Below are 14,414 nucleotides of genomic sequence, written 5' to 3'. Positions count from 1 at the left end.
CATGGAACGCACGGCTGACGAGAGGACTCTGCGGACCTCGCCGCTGCGGAAGCTGCTCGCCCGCCCCGAGCTGGGCTCGATCGTCGGCGCGCTCGCCGTCTTCGCCGTCTTCGCGTTCGCGGCCGACGGCTTCCTGCGCGCCGCCAGCCTCAGCACGGTCCTGTACGCCTCCTCGACCATCGGCATCATGGCCGTACCCGTGGCCCTGCTGATGATCGCCGGCGAGTTCGACCTGTCGGCGGGCGTCCTGGTGACGTCATCCGCGCTGATCTCCTCGATGTTCAGCTACCAGATGACGGCGAACACCTGGGTCGGCGTCGGCGTCTCGCTCCTCGTCACGCTCGCCATCGGCGCCTTCAACGGTTTCGTGCTCACCCGCACCAAGCTGCCCAGCTTCATCGTCACGCTGGGCACCTTCCTGATGCTGACCGGCATGAACCTCGGCTTCACCAAGCTGATCGACGGCACGGTCTCCACCAAGACCATCGCCGACATGGAGGGCTTCCCGAGCGCCCACGCCGTCTTCGCCTCGACCCTCACCCTCGGCGGCGTCGACTTCAAGGTCACCGTCCTGTGGTGGCTCGGCCTCGTCGCCCTCGCCTCCTGGATCCTGCTGCGCACCCGCGCCGGCAACTGGATCTTCGCGGTCGGCGGCAACCAGGACGCCGCCCGCGCGGTCGGCGTGCCGGTCGCCAGGACCAAGGTCGGCCTCTACATGGGCGTGGCGTTCGGCGCCTGGATCTCCGGCCAGCACCTGCTCTTCTCCTTCGACGCCGTCCAGTCCGGCGAGGGCGTCGGCAACGAGCTGATCTACATCATCGCGGCCGTCATCGGCGGCTGCCTGATCACCGGCGGCTACGGCAGCGCGGTCGGCTCGGCCGTCGGCGCGCTCCTGTTCGGCATGACGAGCAAGGGCATCGTCTTCGCCGAGTGGAACCCCGACTGGTTCAAGTTCTTCCTCGGAGCGATGCTGCTCCTCGCGACCCTGTTGAACGCCTGGGTCCGCAAGCGCACGGAGGCCGACAAGTGACTCTCGTCCAGCTGGCCGACGTCAGCAAGCACTACGGCACCGTCCGTGCCCTCGAAGGCGTCTCGCTGGAGGTCAACCCCGGCGAGATCACCTGCGTCCTCGGTGACAACGGGGCCGGCAAGTCCACCTTGATCAAGATCATCGCGGGCCTGCACCGGCACGACGGCGGCACGCTGAGCATCGAGGGCGAGGAGACGACCCTCTCCTCCCCGCGCGAGGCCCTCGACCGCGGTATCGCCACGGTCTACCAGGATCTGGCGGTAGTCCCCCTCATGCCGGTGTGGCGCAACTTCTTCCTCGGCTCCGAGCCCCGCAGGGGCAAGGGACCCTTCAAGCGCCTGGACATCGACTTCATGCGCGAGACGACCCGGGCCGAACTCCTGCGCATGGGCATCGACCTCCGCGACGTCGACCAGCCCATCGGAACCCTCTCCGGCGGCGAACGCCAGTGCGTGGCGATCGCCAGGGCGGTCCACTTCGGCGCGAAGGTCCTGGTCCTGGACGAGCCGACGGCGGCCCTGGGCGTCAAGCAGTCCGGCGTGGTCCTGAAGTACGTGGCGGCAGCACGCGACGAGGGCCTGGGTGTTGTCTTGATCACCCACAACCCGCATCACGCGTACTTGGTGGGCGACAGGTTCGTACTGCTGCGACGCGGCACGATGGTGGGCAACCACACACGCGACGACATCACCCTGGACGAGCTGACGCAGCAGATGGCGGGTGGAGCCGACCTGGACGCTCTACGCCACGAACTGCAGCGTAGTTAAGGGGCGCGGGGCTGTGTGGATCTGCGGCTCCGCCGCGGGGCGCGAGCAACCAAAACGGACCCGCACCCGGCAAGGATCGCGTACCCCCTCCCCCTGCCCCGCGCAGCACTCAGCGTGAGCGTGCGGCAGAATCGAGCCCGATGAGCACCTACCGCGACCTCACCGCCCCCATCGGCTCCCGCCGAGCCCCCGTGCTCCGAACGGTCGGCACCAGGGAACGCCGGTCACATCTGACCGCCCCCCGTGTCCCCACCGTCGGCATCGACATCGGCGGCACCAAGGTCATGGCGGGCGTGGTGGACGCGGACGGAAACATCCTGGAGAAGCTCCGCGCGGAGACCCCGGACAAGTCCAAGAGCCCCAAGGTCGTCGAGGACACCATCGTCGAACTGGTCCTGGACCTGTCCGACCGCCACGACGTGCACGCGGTCGGCATCGGCGCCGCCGGCTGGGTCGACGCCGACCGCAACCGCGTCCTGTTCGCGCCCCACCTGTCCTGGCGCAACGAGCCGCTGCGGGACCGCCTCGCCAGCCGCCTCTCCGTGCCGGTCCTCGTGGACAACGACGCGAACACCGCCGCCTGGGCGGAGTGGCGCTTCGGCGCCGGCCGTGGCGAGGACCATCTGGTCATGATCACGCTGGGCACCGGAATCGGCGGCGCCATCCTGGAGGACGGCCAGGTCAAGCGCGGCAAGTACGGCGTCGCGGGTGAGTTCGGCCATATGCAGGTCGTCCCCGGCGGCCACCGCTGCCCGTGCGGCAACCGCGGCTGCTGGGAGCAGTACAGCTCAGGCAACGCCCTCGTCCGCGAGGCCAAGGAGCTGGCCGCCGCGGACTCCCCGGTGGCCTACGGGATCATCGAGCACGTCAAGGGCAACATCGACGACATCACCGGCCCGATGATCACCGAGCTGGCCCGCGAGGGCGACGCCATGTGCATCGAGCTGCTCCAGGACATCGGCCAGTGGCTCGGCGTCGGCATCGCCAACCTCGCCGCCGCCCTCGACCCGTCCTGCTTCGTGATCGGCGGAGGCGTCAGCGCCGCCGACGACCTGCTCATCGGCCCGGCCCGGGACGCCTTCAAGCGCCACCTCACCGGCCGCGGATACCGCCCCGAGGCCCGCATCACCCGCGCCCAGCTCGGCCCCGAGGCCGGCATGGTCGGCGCCGCCGACCTGGCCCGGCTGGTCGCCCGGCGGTTCCGGCGGGCCAAGCGGCGCCGGGTGGAGCGGTACGAGCGCTACGAGCGGTACGCCCAGGCCCGCCGCGACCGGGACACCGCATGATCGCCTCGCTGCCCCATCAGGCCGCGCCCCCGGACGAACCGCGAAGGCCCGCGGAGGACCCGCGGCACAAGGCCAGACGCAGGGCGCTCACCCTGCTGATCATCGTGCTGCTCATCGGCGTCCCGGCGGGCTATCTGGTGATCTCCGCCAACCAGAGCCGCAACAGCGGCAAGGACAAGGAGGCGAAGTACTCGGCGACCGGCCTCACCCCGGGCTGGCCGTCGAAGGTGCAGCGCCGCCTCTACCAGGTGGCGGTCCCGCACCCCGCCGACTACATCGCCTACTACGAGACCAACAACTGGAAGACCAGCCGCCTGTACGTGCAGTTCCGCACCAACAGCGCCGGCCTGGACAGCTTCCTGGGGGCCATGGGCGTACGCCGGGACGAGCTGAAGAAGGACGACATCACCATCGGCTCCCGCGACCAGAAGGTCTCCGGCTGGAACTTCACCGGCCCCGGCCCCTGGTCGGGTCTCACCCGCAAGCAGAAGAACCCGGCGCCCACCCAGGACGTGGTCGTCAACATGTCCGACCCGAACTACCCGATGGTGTACGTCGTCTCCCGCACGGTCCCGTAACAGGGGCCCCGGCCGGCCGCCGGAGCCGATTGTCAGACCCCGCCCGTAGAGTCGAGGACGTCTGATCCGACGTGCGGACGGGAGGTGGCAGGACGTATGAGCGGTGGCACGGCTGCGGTGGCCGAGCGCATGGGAGGTTCCCGGGAATCCGGGGACCTCGTTCCGGTGCGCCTCGCGTCCGTCTACCTGCCCGCGCCCCTCCCGCGCGAGGGCCGCGTCGCCTTCTGGGACCCCGACGGCGGCCCGCTGCCCGCCGGCGGCGACACCGGCGAGCTGACCGTCGTACGACGCCATGGAGCGAGCGTGCGCCGCCGGCAGGTGCCCGCGCTGACCCTGCCGCTCGCCGAGGCCCTGCCGCTGCTGGTCCGGGCCCGCCGCGACCCGGCCGCCCACCCGGCCACGGCCTGCTGGGGAGCCGCCGCCCTGCACGCGCTGCGGCTGGTCGCCCGCGGCCGCCTGCTGCCCGGCCTGACCCCGAGCGGCCACGACGCCTGGCGCGCCGGCCCGCTGGAACCCGACGACATCGCCCACCTGCGCGCGGTGGCCGCGGCCCTGCCCCCAGAGGGCCACGCCGTGCCGCTGCCGGACCCCGGGCCGCTCCGGCTGCCCGAGCCCGAGGCCCTGATCCGCTCCTTCGTGGACGCGGTCGCCGACACCCTGCCCCGCACCCCGGCCGCCCCCCACACCGCCGGCCGCCCCTTCGCCGCCCGCGAGCCCCAGGCACTGCCCGCCGCCGAAGACTGGGCGGCGGAGGTCGCCGCCGGCATGGACGCGGGCGTACGGATCTCGCTGCGCCTGGACCTGTCCGCGTACGACGTCTTCGACGCGGGTTCCGTCGAGGGCGCCCGCGCCGCGGGCGCGGCGATCCTCCAGGTGCACAGCCTCGCCGACCCGACCCTGGTGACCGACGCGGCGGCCCTGTGGGCGGGGGAGGCCGACGCGGCCTTCGGGCCACGCGCGCGCGTGGACGCCGCCCTCGCCGTGCGGCGCGCGGCCCGAGTGTGGCCGCCCCTGGACCGGCTCGCCGAGCAGGAGACCCCCGACGTGCTCGCGTTGTCCGAGGAGGAGCTGGGCGAGCTGCTCGGCGTGGCGGCCTCCCGGCTCGCCGCCGCCGGAATCGCCGTGCACTGGCCCCGGGACCTCGCCCGCGACCTCACCGCCGCCGCCGTGGTCCGGCCCGCGCCCGGCTCGGCGACCGACGGCACCGGGTTCTTCGAGAGCGAGGACCTGCTCCAGTTCCGCTGGCAGCTGGCGCTCGGCGGGGATCCGCTCAGCGAGGCCGAGATGGACGCGCTCGCCGAGGCCCACCGGCCGGTCGTACGGCTCCGGGACCGCTGGGTGCTGGTCGACCCGGCACTGGTCCGCAAGGCCCGCAAACGCGAACTGGGCCTGCTCGACCCGGTGGACGCGCTCTCCGTCGCGCTCACCGGCACCGCCGACGTCGACGGCGAGACGGTCGAGGCCGTCCCCGTCGGCGCACTGGCCGCCCTGCGTGACCGCCTCACCGCGGGCCTCGGCCCGGCCGAGCCGCCCGCCGGGCTCGCCGCCACCCTCCGCGACTACCAGCTCCGCGGCCTGGCCTGGCTCGACCTCATGACCTCCCTCGGGCTCGGCGGCTGCCTCGCCGACGACATGGGCCTCGGCAAGACCATCACGCTCATCGCCCTGCACCTGAAGCGGGCCCGCACCGAGCCGACCCTCGTGGTCTGTCCCGCGTCCCTGCTGGGCAACTGGCAGCGGGAGATCACCCGGTTCGCGCCCGGCGTCCCCGTCCGCCGCTTCCACGGCCCGGACCGCACCCTGGACGGTCTCGGCGGCGGTTTCGTTCTCACCACCTACGGCACGATGCGCTCCACGGCGGCCCAACTCGCCGGGCAGCCCTGGGGGATGGTCGTCGCCGACGAGGCCCAGCACGTGAAGAACCCGTACTCCGCGACCGCCAAGGCGCTGCGCACCATCCCGGCCCCCGCGCGCGTGGCCCTCACCGGCACCCCGGTGGAGAACAACCTCTCCGAACTGTGGGCCCTGCTCGACTGGACGACCCCCGGCCTCCTCGGCCCCCTGAAGTCCTTCCGCGCCAGGCACGCGCGCGCGGTGGAGAACGGTGGGGCCGATGAGAACGGGGCGGCGGTGGACCGCCTGGCCCGCCTGGTGCGTCCCTTCCTCCTGCGCCGCAAGAAGTCCGACCCCGGCATCGTCCCCGAGCTGCCGCCCAAGACCGAGACGGACCACCCCGTACCGCTCACCCGGGAACAGGCCTCGCTGTACGAGGCGGTGGTGCGCGAGTCGATGCTGGCCATCGAGACCGCGGAGGGAATCGCCCGCCGGGGCCTGGTCCTGAAGCTGCTCGGCGCCCTGAAGCAGATCTGCGACCACCCGGCGCTGTACCTGAAGGAGGACACACACGCCGACCGGCTGTCGGCCCGCTCCGGCAAACTCGCCCTCCTGGACGAGCTGTTGGACACCGTGCTCGCCGAGGACGGCTCCATACTGGTCTTCACCCAGTACGTCGGCATGGCCCGCCTCATCACCGCCCACCTGTCCGCCCGCGCGGTCCCCGTGGACCTCCTGCACGGCGGCACCCCGGTGGCCGAGCGCGAGCGCATGGTCGACCGCTTCCAGGGCGGTGCGACCCCCGTCCTCGTCCTCTCCCTCAAGGCCGCCGGTACGGGCCTGAACCTCACCCGCGCCGGCCATGTCGTCCACTTCGACCGCTGGTGGAACCCGGCCGTCGAGGAACAGGCCACCGACCGCGCCTACCGCATCGGCCAGACCCAGCCGGTCCAGGTCCACCGTCTGGTCACCGAGGGCACGGTCGAGGACCGCATCGCCGAGATGCTGGAGGCCAAGCGCGCCCTGGCCGACGCCATCCTCGGCTCCGGCGAGTCGGCCCTGACCGAACTGACGGACCGCGAGCTGTCCGACCTGGTCTCCCTGCGGAGGTCCTCATGACGACCGGGGAACAGCGCCCCGGCGACGCGGCCCGGCGGGCCCTGCGGGCGGCACGGGAGCGGGCGGAGGCCGAGCGCGAGGAGGCCGCGCAGGCGAAGCGGCCCGAGCGCCCGACCGAGCGCGCCGCCACGTCGGGCGGCCGGAGTGAGGCCGGTGCCTCTGTCGAGTCGGGCAGCCGGGACGGGTTCGGGGCCTTGGTGAGGTCTGGTCCCCGAGCTGAGTCCGGTGACGCGGCGGTGCCTGGTGAATGGGACGAGTCGGGTGCCACCGCGGAGTCAGGTGACCGCGATGAGCCCGTTGCGTCTGCGGAGTCCGTTGCCACGGCGCAGTCCGGTCACGCGGGCGACCGAAACGCGCCGCAGGCCGCCACCTCCACCCCCACCCCACGACCCGCCGACGCGGCCAGGGAAGCGCTCCGGGCCGCCCGCCGGGAAGCGCTGCGTGCCGAGGCGGAGGCGGCAGGGTCTCGGCGTGGGAGGCGTACGCCGGTGCGGACAACCGGCTCCCCACCCGCCTTTGCACGCCCCGGTACCGACTCCCGGACCACCGCCCGCGTCCAAGCCGCCCACGACATGCGCCAGTTCCTGGCGAACGCCTTCCGTATGCCGTCCGTTGCCGACACGGCCGACACGGCCGAGGTGATGGACGACACCGGTATGGACACCTCCGTCGGCGAAGCCGACCGCGGCGAACCCCGCCCTCCGGCGCCGGCATCCCCGCAGATCCCCGCCACCATGGCCACCCCCCACCGCGACACCGAACTCCGCCGCACCTTCCCCGCGTTCCCGCCCCGGGAGGGCTCCTCGGAGGACCCGGCGTTCGCCGAGACCTGGTGGGGGAACGCCTGGGCCGACGCGCTCGAACAGGGTGCGCTGGACGTCAAGCGGCTGGGCCGCGGCCGGGTCTACGCGGACCAGGGCCATGTGGACGCGATCACCGTGACGCCGGGGCTGGTGCTGGCGTACGTCCGCGGAAGCCGTCCCCGTCCGTACCGGGTGCAGGTGCGGCTGCGCACGCTGGAGGACGCGGACTGGGAGCGGTTCCTGGACGCGGCCGCCGACCGCCCCGGGCACATCGCGGCGCTGCTCGACAAGGAGTTGCCCCAGTCCCTCGCCGACTGCGGTGTGCCCCTGCTGCCCGGCCCCCGCGACCTCGCCCCGCAGTGCAGCTGCCCCGACTCCGGCCACCCCTGCAAGCACGCGGCCGCCCTCTGCTACCAGACGGCACGCCTGCTCGACGCCGACCCCTTCGTGCTGCTCCTGCTGCGCGGCCGGGGCGAGAAGGGCCTCCTGGACGCGCTGTCCCGCCGCAGCGCCGCCCGCGCGGCCCGTGCCGCCCAGGAGGGATCGCCGCGGTCCCTGCCCGGCGTTCGTGCGGCCGAGGCCCTCGCCCCGCGTCGGCTTCCGCAGCTGCCGCCGCCCTTGCCCGTTCCGCCGCACCCCGAGCAGCCGCCGGTGTACCCGGCGGGGCCCGGCGGACCGGACCCCTTCGCGCTGGACCAGCTGGCGACAGACGCCGCCGCCCGCGCGCACGCGCTGCTCGCCACCGGCCGTGATCCGGTCGGCGAACTGACCCTGTGGCAGGACGCCGTACGCCTCGCCGCCGCCCGTCCCGGCTCCGGCCTGACCGCCACCACCCGCAGCCTGTACGCCACGCTGGCCGCGGCCACCGACCGCACTCCGGCCGACCTGGCCCGCGCGGTCGCCGCCTGGCGGCAGGGCGGGCCGGAGGGGCTGGCCGTCCTGGAGGACCCGTGGGATCCGCCCGCCGGCCGCTTCGACCGGGCCCGCCCGCTGCTGCTCGCCGCCGACCTCCCGGCGTTCCGCCCCTGGCGCAACCGCCTCACCCACCCCCGCGGCCATGTCCAGCTCCGCCTGGGCCGCGACGGCCTCTGGTACGCCTACGAGTCGGAGCCGGGCCAGGACGACTGGTGGCCCCGCGGCACACCCGACCTGGACCCGGTCGGCGCCCTCACGGGCCTGGGCACACCGGACGACCTCTGAGCGCGCCGGCATCCGTACACCTCGCAGCCCGCGCCCCGAGCGTGTCACCGGACTCACCCGTCGGGTGGCTCGATATGAGGGAGCGCCTCACGGGCGAGCCTCGCAGGGCACACCCGACCAATGCGTCACTGTTCCGAGTGCCCGGCGAATTGGACCTCACGCGGCATAGCGGACACTTCGATGATCATCCGGGCGCCGCAGCTGCACACCGACAGGGCGCGGAGTGACCCGATGTCCGATCTCTTGAAGCGGGAGCCAGGTACCGTGACCGATCTTGATCCCTTCACCGACCTGCTCGACTATCCGATGTACGTCGTGACCGCGGTGGCCGATGGGGAAAGAGCCGGCTGCCTGGTCGGATTCGCCTCGCAGTGCTCGATCCGGCCCGCCCGGTTCATGGTCTGGCTGTCCAAAGCCAACCGGACGTACGAGGTCGCCGAGCGTGCCCAACGTCTCGCGGTCCATCTCCTCCGCCGCGACCAGAACCGGCTGGCCCGGCTCTTCGGCGGCGAGACCGGCGACCGCACCGACAAGTTCACTCACGTCCCGTGGCATCCAGGACCGGGCGGATCGCTGATCCTCGACGAGGCCCCCGCCTGGTTCGTCGGTCGCGTGGAGAACCGGATCGACGGCGGCGACCACGTCGGTTTCCTGCTCGCTCCGGAGGCGGCGGACAACCCCACGGGCACCAGGAGCCCGCTGCTGACGCTGAACGACACCCATGACATCACCCCAGGCCACCCGGCGGACTGAGCCAGCCGAGCGTAACTGGGCGGCACCGAACGAGATCATCCGAGGGTGAGCTGCAGGTCCTCGAAGTCACGCGAGAGGCTGCCCGAGGACCAGAGGATCTCCGTCCCTCCTGGTGCGTTGCCCGCGCTGACCGTAATCCCGTCCACAGCGAGCAGCTCAGCCACATCCGCCGCCACGTCCGGCCACTCCTCGGTTCGAAGCAGCCGCAGGATCTCCGCCATCCGATCGCTGATCATGCGACTTCGCTGGACGGCTGAGCTGCTGTCTCGGCTGGAGGCTGTTCAACGCCCGAGTCCTCCTCTGCCAGGAGGAATCCCGTGCCCGTAAGATCCAGGAGCCGACTCACGACCGGGGCTGGACGGTGCAGCCGCAGCTCGCCCTCCGAGGCCGCCAGGTGCTGGGAGACTTCGAGGAAGACGTTCAGACCGCCGGCGTCGCAGAACCCGACGCAGGGAAGCCGGTCCGCTTGCCGAAGGACGACGCCGTCTGTCGACGCGTCGAGGTCGGCGCACGGCAGTTCGCTTTCATTTCGCAACCCGCGGCGTACCAGCAGCCGGGACATGGTGCGGACGTGCATCTTGACCGGCCGTGATTACAGCCAGTACACCCACGGCACCCACGATGTGACCGAACGCCGCAAAAGGCGCGCTTCTGATGAGTCGGACGCACTGCCCGGGGTAACCGGAGCGTGGGAGCCGATCGGCTTTCGGTATTTCCACCGGCGAAAACACCCCGCTCTCTTGCGGGACGTGCCGGACAACGCAAAGGCGGGCCCATGGACGCGATTGTGCTGCTCAAGGACGACCACCAGACGGTCGAGAAGCTGTTCAAGGAGTTCGAGCAGGCCGGGGACCATGCCTACAAGACCAAGCGAAAGATCGCCGACAAGGTGATCGAGGAGCTGACGGTCCACGCCTGGATCGAGGAGGAGATCTTCTACCCCGCCGCGCGTGCCGCCGTGCCGGACACCACCGACCACGTACTGGAGAGCGTCGAGGAACACCACGTCGTCCTGTGGATGCTCTCCGAACTGGCGGGCCTAGACCCCGAAGACGAACGGTTCGACGCCAAGATGACCGTTCTCATCGAGAACGTGCGGCACCACGTCGAGGAGGAAGAGAAGGAGTGGTTCCCCAAGGTCCGCTCCGCTCTCGGCCACAGCCGGCTGGGCGAACTGGGCGAGCAACTCGCCGCCGCCAAGCCCGACGCTCCTCACGACCCGCTCCGGGTGCCCAGCGCGCACGAATGACCTCCACGCGGCGGCCCGGCGGCCCGGGCTCCGTGCGCCCCCATGGACGGCAGCCAGTGGCCGGGCCGCGACCGGTTCGTGCAGCGGCGGCACCGGCGACCGCCCCTGGCAGCTCGGCGCCGGCTCCGTACCCGTGGGCGCACATGGGAGGCCCGAGGCGAGGGAGCGTGCCCCATGGGTCTCTGCGTGATTGCGATTGGTCCGGTTCTCGCGTGACGTGACGTCATGTCCCTTGGCGAACCCGCGAAGCAGCGCAGGCACAGCCTCGATGATCATGTGGGGGTCGAGTTCGTTGATCACCAAGCGAGCCCGTGCCTACCCCTGTTCCTCATACCCGCCGCGCTGGAGTAGCTGGCCCACGCCGATGCCCCGGAGCCCCTCGCCGACGCCGTCTGGCGGTGACGAGAGGGAAGGGCTGGTGATCATTCGTGCTGTACGACTCGGATGAACGCTGCCGCCGCACAGTGGCACAGCGTGCAGGGTCGCTGCTGGTCGAAGGACCGATGGAGATCACCCTGGAGGACGGCACCATCGTGAGGTCGGACCGGTTCTGTGTCGCCCTGTGCACCTGCAGACGCAGCCAGATCTACCCGTGGTGCGAGACCAGCCGTCGTAAGTCCGAGCGGCCGAGGCACCCGGACGGCGGGATCCGATCCGAGGCGTGAACTTCACGACCGAACTCGTCTCAGGTCCGCTCGCGCGCGCCGCTCTTCGAAGCGCGGAGTCGCTTCCAGTCGGCCTCGGCCCGTGAGGTGGGCTGGGCATCGTTCCAGGCTGCAGGCTGGCGATCTGAATCGGTGCGGCTGCCGCCGTGACTGCGCCGCCAATGCCGATGCAGACAGGGGAGCTGTCCGTTGGGGGCGGCGTCAGGTGCGCAGCCGTGCTTCCACCCGGCCGTCGGTGATGCGGGTGTCGAAAGCGGGCTGGGGTGCGGTGGCCGGACCACTGACGTTCCAGCCGTCGGTCAGCCGGAAGGTGCTGCCGTGCCAGGGGCAGCGCAGGCAGCTGTCTTCCAGCGAGCCTTCCGACAAGGGGCCCGCCAGGTGGCTGCAGTGTTCGGCCAGCACATACACCTTGTCATCCGGCTGGCGGACGGCGACCACAGCGACGCCGTCGAGGTCACGGTGTGTCGGTCGGCCTTGCGGAAGGTCCGAGAGGTCGGCAACGTATTGCCAGCCCGGCTCCACCATCTGCGGGACGGTTGCGGCGTGGTTGGCGCCGGCTGCCTGGCGGTAGGCGAGGTGGCCGCCGAGCGCGCCGCCGATGCCGACGACGCTGAGTCCTGCCCAGCCGTACATCCTGCCTGAGACTTCATGCCCGCGCAGGCGAGCGGTCAGGGACGTGGCGTACAGGGCGACCCCGGTGATGTTCGTTGCGGCATGGACGATGCCGACGCGCATCTGCCGGCGGTTCAGTTCCGCCCAGTCCACCCAGCCTGACGCCGCGGCTGGGGCTGCAGCCAGCAGGCCCGTGGCGATCAATGTGCGTGCCGCGGTTCGCTGGCCCGGCATTGCGTCGAGCACCGCGGCGGACAGCCAGCTGCCAAGGGGGATCTGTATCAGCAGCGGGTGTACAGGGTGACCCAGCCAACGCCCGTGCAGGCCGTCTCTGGCCCGGCCGAGTGGAGCCGCCCGCACCATCCGTTGCACGACCCCGAGCAACGTGTCTGCGCTGGAGAAGCGTTCCAATCGGTCGACGGTTTTCAGGACATGACCAGGGCCCGCTGCATCGGGCAGGAGCCGCCCGGCCGCCGTGGGATTTCGCTGTTGGAGGGTGCTGAGTCTCATGTCCTCCGAGTAGCCGCTTCCTCATGCCGTAATCAGCCGACCTCCGCCGAGCCACATACGCCACGTGACCTGGCCTTCGACGCGATGTTCGAGCGGCTGGGGGAAGGTATGTGGTGCCCGCGACCGCCCGGTCGCCAGCAGCCATGCGGGCTCGCGAAGGGCCGCCGCACGGCTGAGGCGGTCCACCAGGGCGGTGCGGCGCCGTCGTTGCCGTTCGCCGGACATTGCTCTCCGTGGCGAACAGCCGGCCTTGCGGGTCCAGAACCGCATCGATCCCGCAGCTCCCGGCATAACCGTGCCGGGCCAGATGGAGGCCCAGCGCCCATGCCCACCGTGTCAGCTCCTTCGTCGTGGCATCCGTACCCTCCTCCACAGGCGAGAAGTAGCCGTCGTATGCGCCGCCCGCCGTATGCATCTCGCCGCTGAACACCACGCGCGGGCCGGCCTTCCCCACATCCATCTGGACGCTCAGGGAACGGGCCACGTCGAGATGCTCCTCCACCACCCACTCGCCAGTCAGTGGGCCCGGTGCCGACCAGGGCTCGGTGCGGGTGACAAAGCGCAGCTGGTACCCCCCGGCGAGACCTGTTCGGCTTCACCACAACGCGCTCGTGGCGGGTCAGCATCGCAGTCACGGCACCTTCGAGTTCGCTACCGGTCGTAACAGCGGCCGGCCAGCATACGTATGCCGAGGTCGGCGGCGAGCGCCCGGAATGCTGCTTTCGTATTCAGGCGATACGCGATGCTCAGGGCGCCCGGGGAGATGCCCCTAGGCCCATATGGAGCCATGGGCACGCCCAGTTGAGAGCAGCGAGGTCGGCTGTAGAGACGTCCAGCGCGATAGGAAGCAACTGGATGCCCGGCCGGGCCGCGGCGAGGGAACGAAGCGTGCCCATGAGCCCGGCACGATGCACGGCTTCCGCAAAGGGGGCTCCGGCCACCGGGGCACGGTGAGGACGGTGACGGATTCATGTGGCATCCCCGTGAGTTCGCCCCCAACCCTACCCGTGAAGCGCGGCAAGCCACCTGCCCGGAGTTGTCTCGGGTGTCGGGGCGACGGGAGACCAATGATCGGTGTCCCCACCGACGAAAGTGCAGGTGCAGGCGTTGACGAGTCGGCGAGAGCGAGCGAGTGAGCATCGGGCAGCCTGGACGTGTCGTTGGCTTGGCGCCTGCCGCCGGTGCGGTTAGCGCCGCGGGCCGTCGCCGTCATGATGCCGGACGAGGGTGCCCTCCTGGAACGGTGCCCTCTGCCTCAGCGGTCGACCGGGGCATGTCAGTGGCCGCAGACGCGGACTGGTTGACGACCTGGACCCGGGCGATGGCGATCGGGTCGGACGGACTGCGGTGGCTGGACGTTCGCCGGCGTGGTCGGGGTCGTGAGTTGTGCGACGGCGTCGCCTTGTTGCCCGGGCTTCAGGAAGGGGTCTCACGTGGTGAGCAGTCGGTTGAAGAAGGAGCGGTAACGCCGTAGGGCCCTGCGTAGTTCCTCTGTGTCCACCTGCTCGCCCTGCCCCCATTGGTCCTCCAGGTCCTTCTTGTGCTGAGCGAAGGTGGTGGCCAGGGTCTGCATGACGTTTGCGACGAGGGCGTCGGCGTCGTGTACGGCCTCGCGGGGGTCGTCCACGAACTTGTTCTGGATCTCCTGCCAGCGGTCGCGGAAGCCCTGGTCCTCGTCCTCCGTGAGCAGCTGTGGAGCCTCGTCGTCCGAGGTGTCCGAGGTGTCCGGGGTGCGCGCGGCGTCCGGGGCGGCGGCTCGGGCGTCGGATCCGGCGGCGGACCGGTCCCCGTCCCTCTCCTCGGCCGGACTTTGCGTCGCGGTCGTCGCGGTGCTCTCGCCGGGGTACATCGGGACCCTCGCGGAGGCTTCCTCCGTGTCTCCGGGCGTCCCTGTGGTGGCGCCGGAGGGCTGTGCAAGATCCTCGGTGGTCAGGCCGCCGGTGGTGCGGTCCGTGTCGTCGTTGCTGTGCATGGGCTTCCTCCATGCCGGGTCGGGCCGGGGGTCGGCG

General features: G+C 71.5%; 13 protein-coding genes. 9 read left to right on the top strand and 4 right to left on the bottom strand.

Annotated elements, in window-relative coordinates; genetic code table 11:
• Position 1: 1 nt before the first annotated feature.
• The 7 genes from ACWC5O_RS34165 (at position 2) to ACWC5O_RS34135 (ending at position 9,369) form a co-directional block, all read left to right on the top strand.
• Entirely contained in the window at positions 2-1,030 is a 1,029-nt protein-coding gene (locus ACWC5O_RS34165; RefSeq protein ID WP_450582815.1) for an ABC transporter permease, read from the top strand.
• Positions 1,027-1,797 (top strand): ATP-binding cassette domain-containing protein, encoded by a 771-nt coding sequence (locus tag ACWC5O_RS34160; RefSeq protein ID WP_450582817.1) that lies wholly within the window; start codon positions 1,027-1,029, stop codon positions 1,795-1,797. The genes ACWC5O_RS34165 and ACWC5O_RS34160 overlap by 4 nt, the downstream gene beginning before the upstream one ends.
• 140 nt (positions 1,798-1,937) lie before the next feature.
• Positions 1,938-3,083, top strand: coding sequence for an ROK family glucokinase (locus ACWC5O_RS34155; protein ID WP_450582819.1), 1,146 nt, complete (start codon positions 1,938-1,940; stop codon positions 3,081-3,083).
• Positions 3,080-3,661, top strand: coding sequence for a sugar kinase (locus ACWC5O_RS34150; protein ID WP_450582820.1), 582 nt, complete (start codon positions 3,080-3,082; stop codon positions 3,659-3,661). Before ACWC5O_RS34155 ends, ACWC5O_RS34150 begins: the two co-directional genes overlap by 4 nt.
• Before the next feature lie 96 nt (positions 3,662-3,757).
• Positions 3,758-6,613 (top strand): DEAD/DEAH box helicase, encoded by a 2,856-nt coding sequence (locus ACWC5O_RS34145; protein ID WP_450582822.1) that lies wholly within the window; start codon positions 3,758-3,760, stop codon positions 6,611-6,613.
• On the top strand, positions 6,610-8,616 hold the full coding sequence (locus ACWC5O_RS34140) for an SWIM zinc finger family protein (RefSeq protein ID WP_450582824.1): 2,007 nt from the start codon (positions 6,610-6,612) through the stop codon (positions 8,614-8,616). The genes ACWC5O_RS34145 and ACWC5O_RS34140 overlap by 4 nt, the downstream gene beginning before the upstream one ends.
• Before the next feature lie 264 nt (positions 8,617-8,880).
• Positions 8,881-9,369, top strand: a complete 489-nt coding sequence (locus ACWC5O_RS34135) for a flavin reductase family protein (RefSeq protein WP_450582825.1) — start codon at positions 8,881-8,883, stop codon at positions 9,367-9,369.
• 35 nt (positions 9,370-9,404) lie between these two features.
• Here ACWC5O_RS34135 and ACWC5O_RS34130 read toward each other — a convergent pair whose 3' ends face one another.
• Both ACWC5O_RS34130 and ACWC5O_RS34125 read right to left on the bottom strand, forming a co-directional pair.
• Positions 9,405-9,605, bottom strand: a complete 201-nt coding sequence (locus ACWC5O_RS34130) for a hypothetical protein (protein ID WP_450582827.1) — start codon at positions 9,603-9,605, stop codon at positions 9,405-9,407.
• Positions 9,602-9,931: a hypothetical protein gene (locus ACWC5O_RS34125; RefSeq protein ID WP_450582829.1), complete on the bottom strand. Its 330-nt coding sequence runs from the start codon at positions 9,929-9,931 to the stop codon at positions 9,602-9,604. The genes ACWC5O_RS34130 and ACWC5O_RS34125 overlap by 4 nt, the downstream gene beginning before the upstream one ends.
• 213 nt (positions 9,932-10,144) lie before the next feature.
• Between ACWC5O_RS34125 and ACWC5O_RS34120 the strand changes: the two genes are divergently transcribed.
• Together ACWC5O_RS34120 and ACWC5O_RS34115 are read left to right on the top strand one after the other, a co-directional pair.
• Positions 10,145-10,618: a hemerythrin domain-containing protein gene (locus ACWC5O_RS34120; RefSeq protein ID WP_450582831.1), complete on the top strand. Its 474-nt coding sequence runs from the start codon at positions 10,145-10,147 to the stop codon at positions 10,616-10,618.
• 431 nt (positions 10,619-11,049) lie between these two features.
• Positions 11,050-11,283, top strand: a complete 234-nt coding sequence (locus tag ACWC5O_RS34115) for a CDGSH iron-sulfur domain-containing protein (RefSeq protein WP_450583199.1) — start codon at positions 11,050-11,052, stop codon at positions 11,281-11,283.
• Between the two features lie 201 nt (positions 11,284-11,484).
• On the opposite strand, the gene ACWC5O_RS34110 is transcribed toward ACWC5O_RS34115, so the two are convergent.
• Positions 11,485-12,405, bottom strand: a complete 921-nt coding sequence (locus tag ACWC5O_RS34110; RefSeq protein WP_450582832.1) for a Rieske 2Fe-2S domain-containing protein — start codon at positions 12,403-12,405, stop codon at positions 11,485-11,487.
• 1,429 nt (positions 12,406-13,834) lie between these two features.
• A complete protein-coding gene (locus ACWC5O_RS34105) occupies positions 13,835-14,377 on the bottom strand; it encodes a hypothetical protein (protein ID WP_450582834.1) in 543 nt (180 codons plus the stop codon).
• Positions 14,378-14,414: the final 37 nt, after the last annotated feature.

The sequence above is a fragment of the Streptomyces sp. NPDC001450 genome, assembly GCF_053597295.1.
Note: the sequence above shows the minus strand (reverse complement) of the source record. Positions and strands in the feature narration are given on the sequence as shown.

Excerpts from the sequence above, each read along its gene's own strand:
- ACWC5O_RS34165 (WP_450582815.1), top strand. The coding sequence starts at position 2 with ATGGAACGCACGGCTGACGAGAGGACTCTGCGGACCTCGCCGCTGCGG.
- ACWC5O_RS34155 (WP_450582819.1), top strand. The coding sequence starts at position 1,938 with ATGAGCACCTACCGCGACCTCACCGCCCCCATCGGCTCCCGCCGAGCC.
- ACWC5O_RS34150 (WP_450582820.1), top strand. The coding sequence starts at position 3,080 with ATGATCGCCTCGCTGCCCCATCAGGCCGCGCCCCCGGACGAACCGCGA.
- ACWC5O_RS34145 (WP_450582822.1), top strand. The coding sequence starts at position 3,758 with ATGAGCGGTGGCACGGCTGCGGTGGCCGAGCGCATGGGAGGTTCCCGG.
- ACWC5O_RS34140 (WP_450582824.1), top strand. The coding sequence starts at position 6,610 with ATGACGACCGGGGAACAGCGCCCCGGCGACGCGGCCCGGCGGGCCCTG.
- ACWC5O_RS34130 (WP_450582827.1), bottom strand. The coding sequence starts at position 9,605 with ATGATCAGCGATCGGATGGCGGAGATCCTGCGGCTGCTTCGAACCGAG.
- ACWC5O_RS34125 (WP_450582829.1), bottom strand. The coding sequence starts at position 9,931 with ATGTCCCGGCTGCTGGTACGCCGCGGGTTGCGAAATGAAAGCGAACTG.
- ACWC5O_RS34120 (WP_450582831.1), top strand. The coding sequence starts at position 10,145 with ATGGACGCGATTGTGCTGCTCAAGGACGACCACCAGACGGTCGAGAAG.
- ACWC5O_RS34110 (WP_450582832.1), bottom strand. The coding sequence starts at position 12,405 with ATGAGACTCAGCACCCTCCAACAGCGAAATCCCACGGCGGCCGGGCGG.
- ACWC5O_RS34105 (WP_450582834.1), bottom strand. The coding sequence starts at position 14,377 with ATGCACAGCAACGACGACACGGACCGCACCACCGGCGGCCTGACCACC.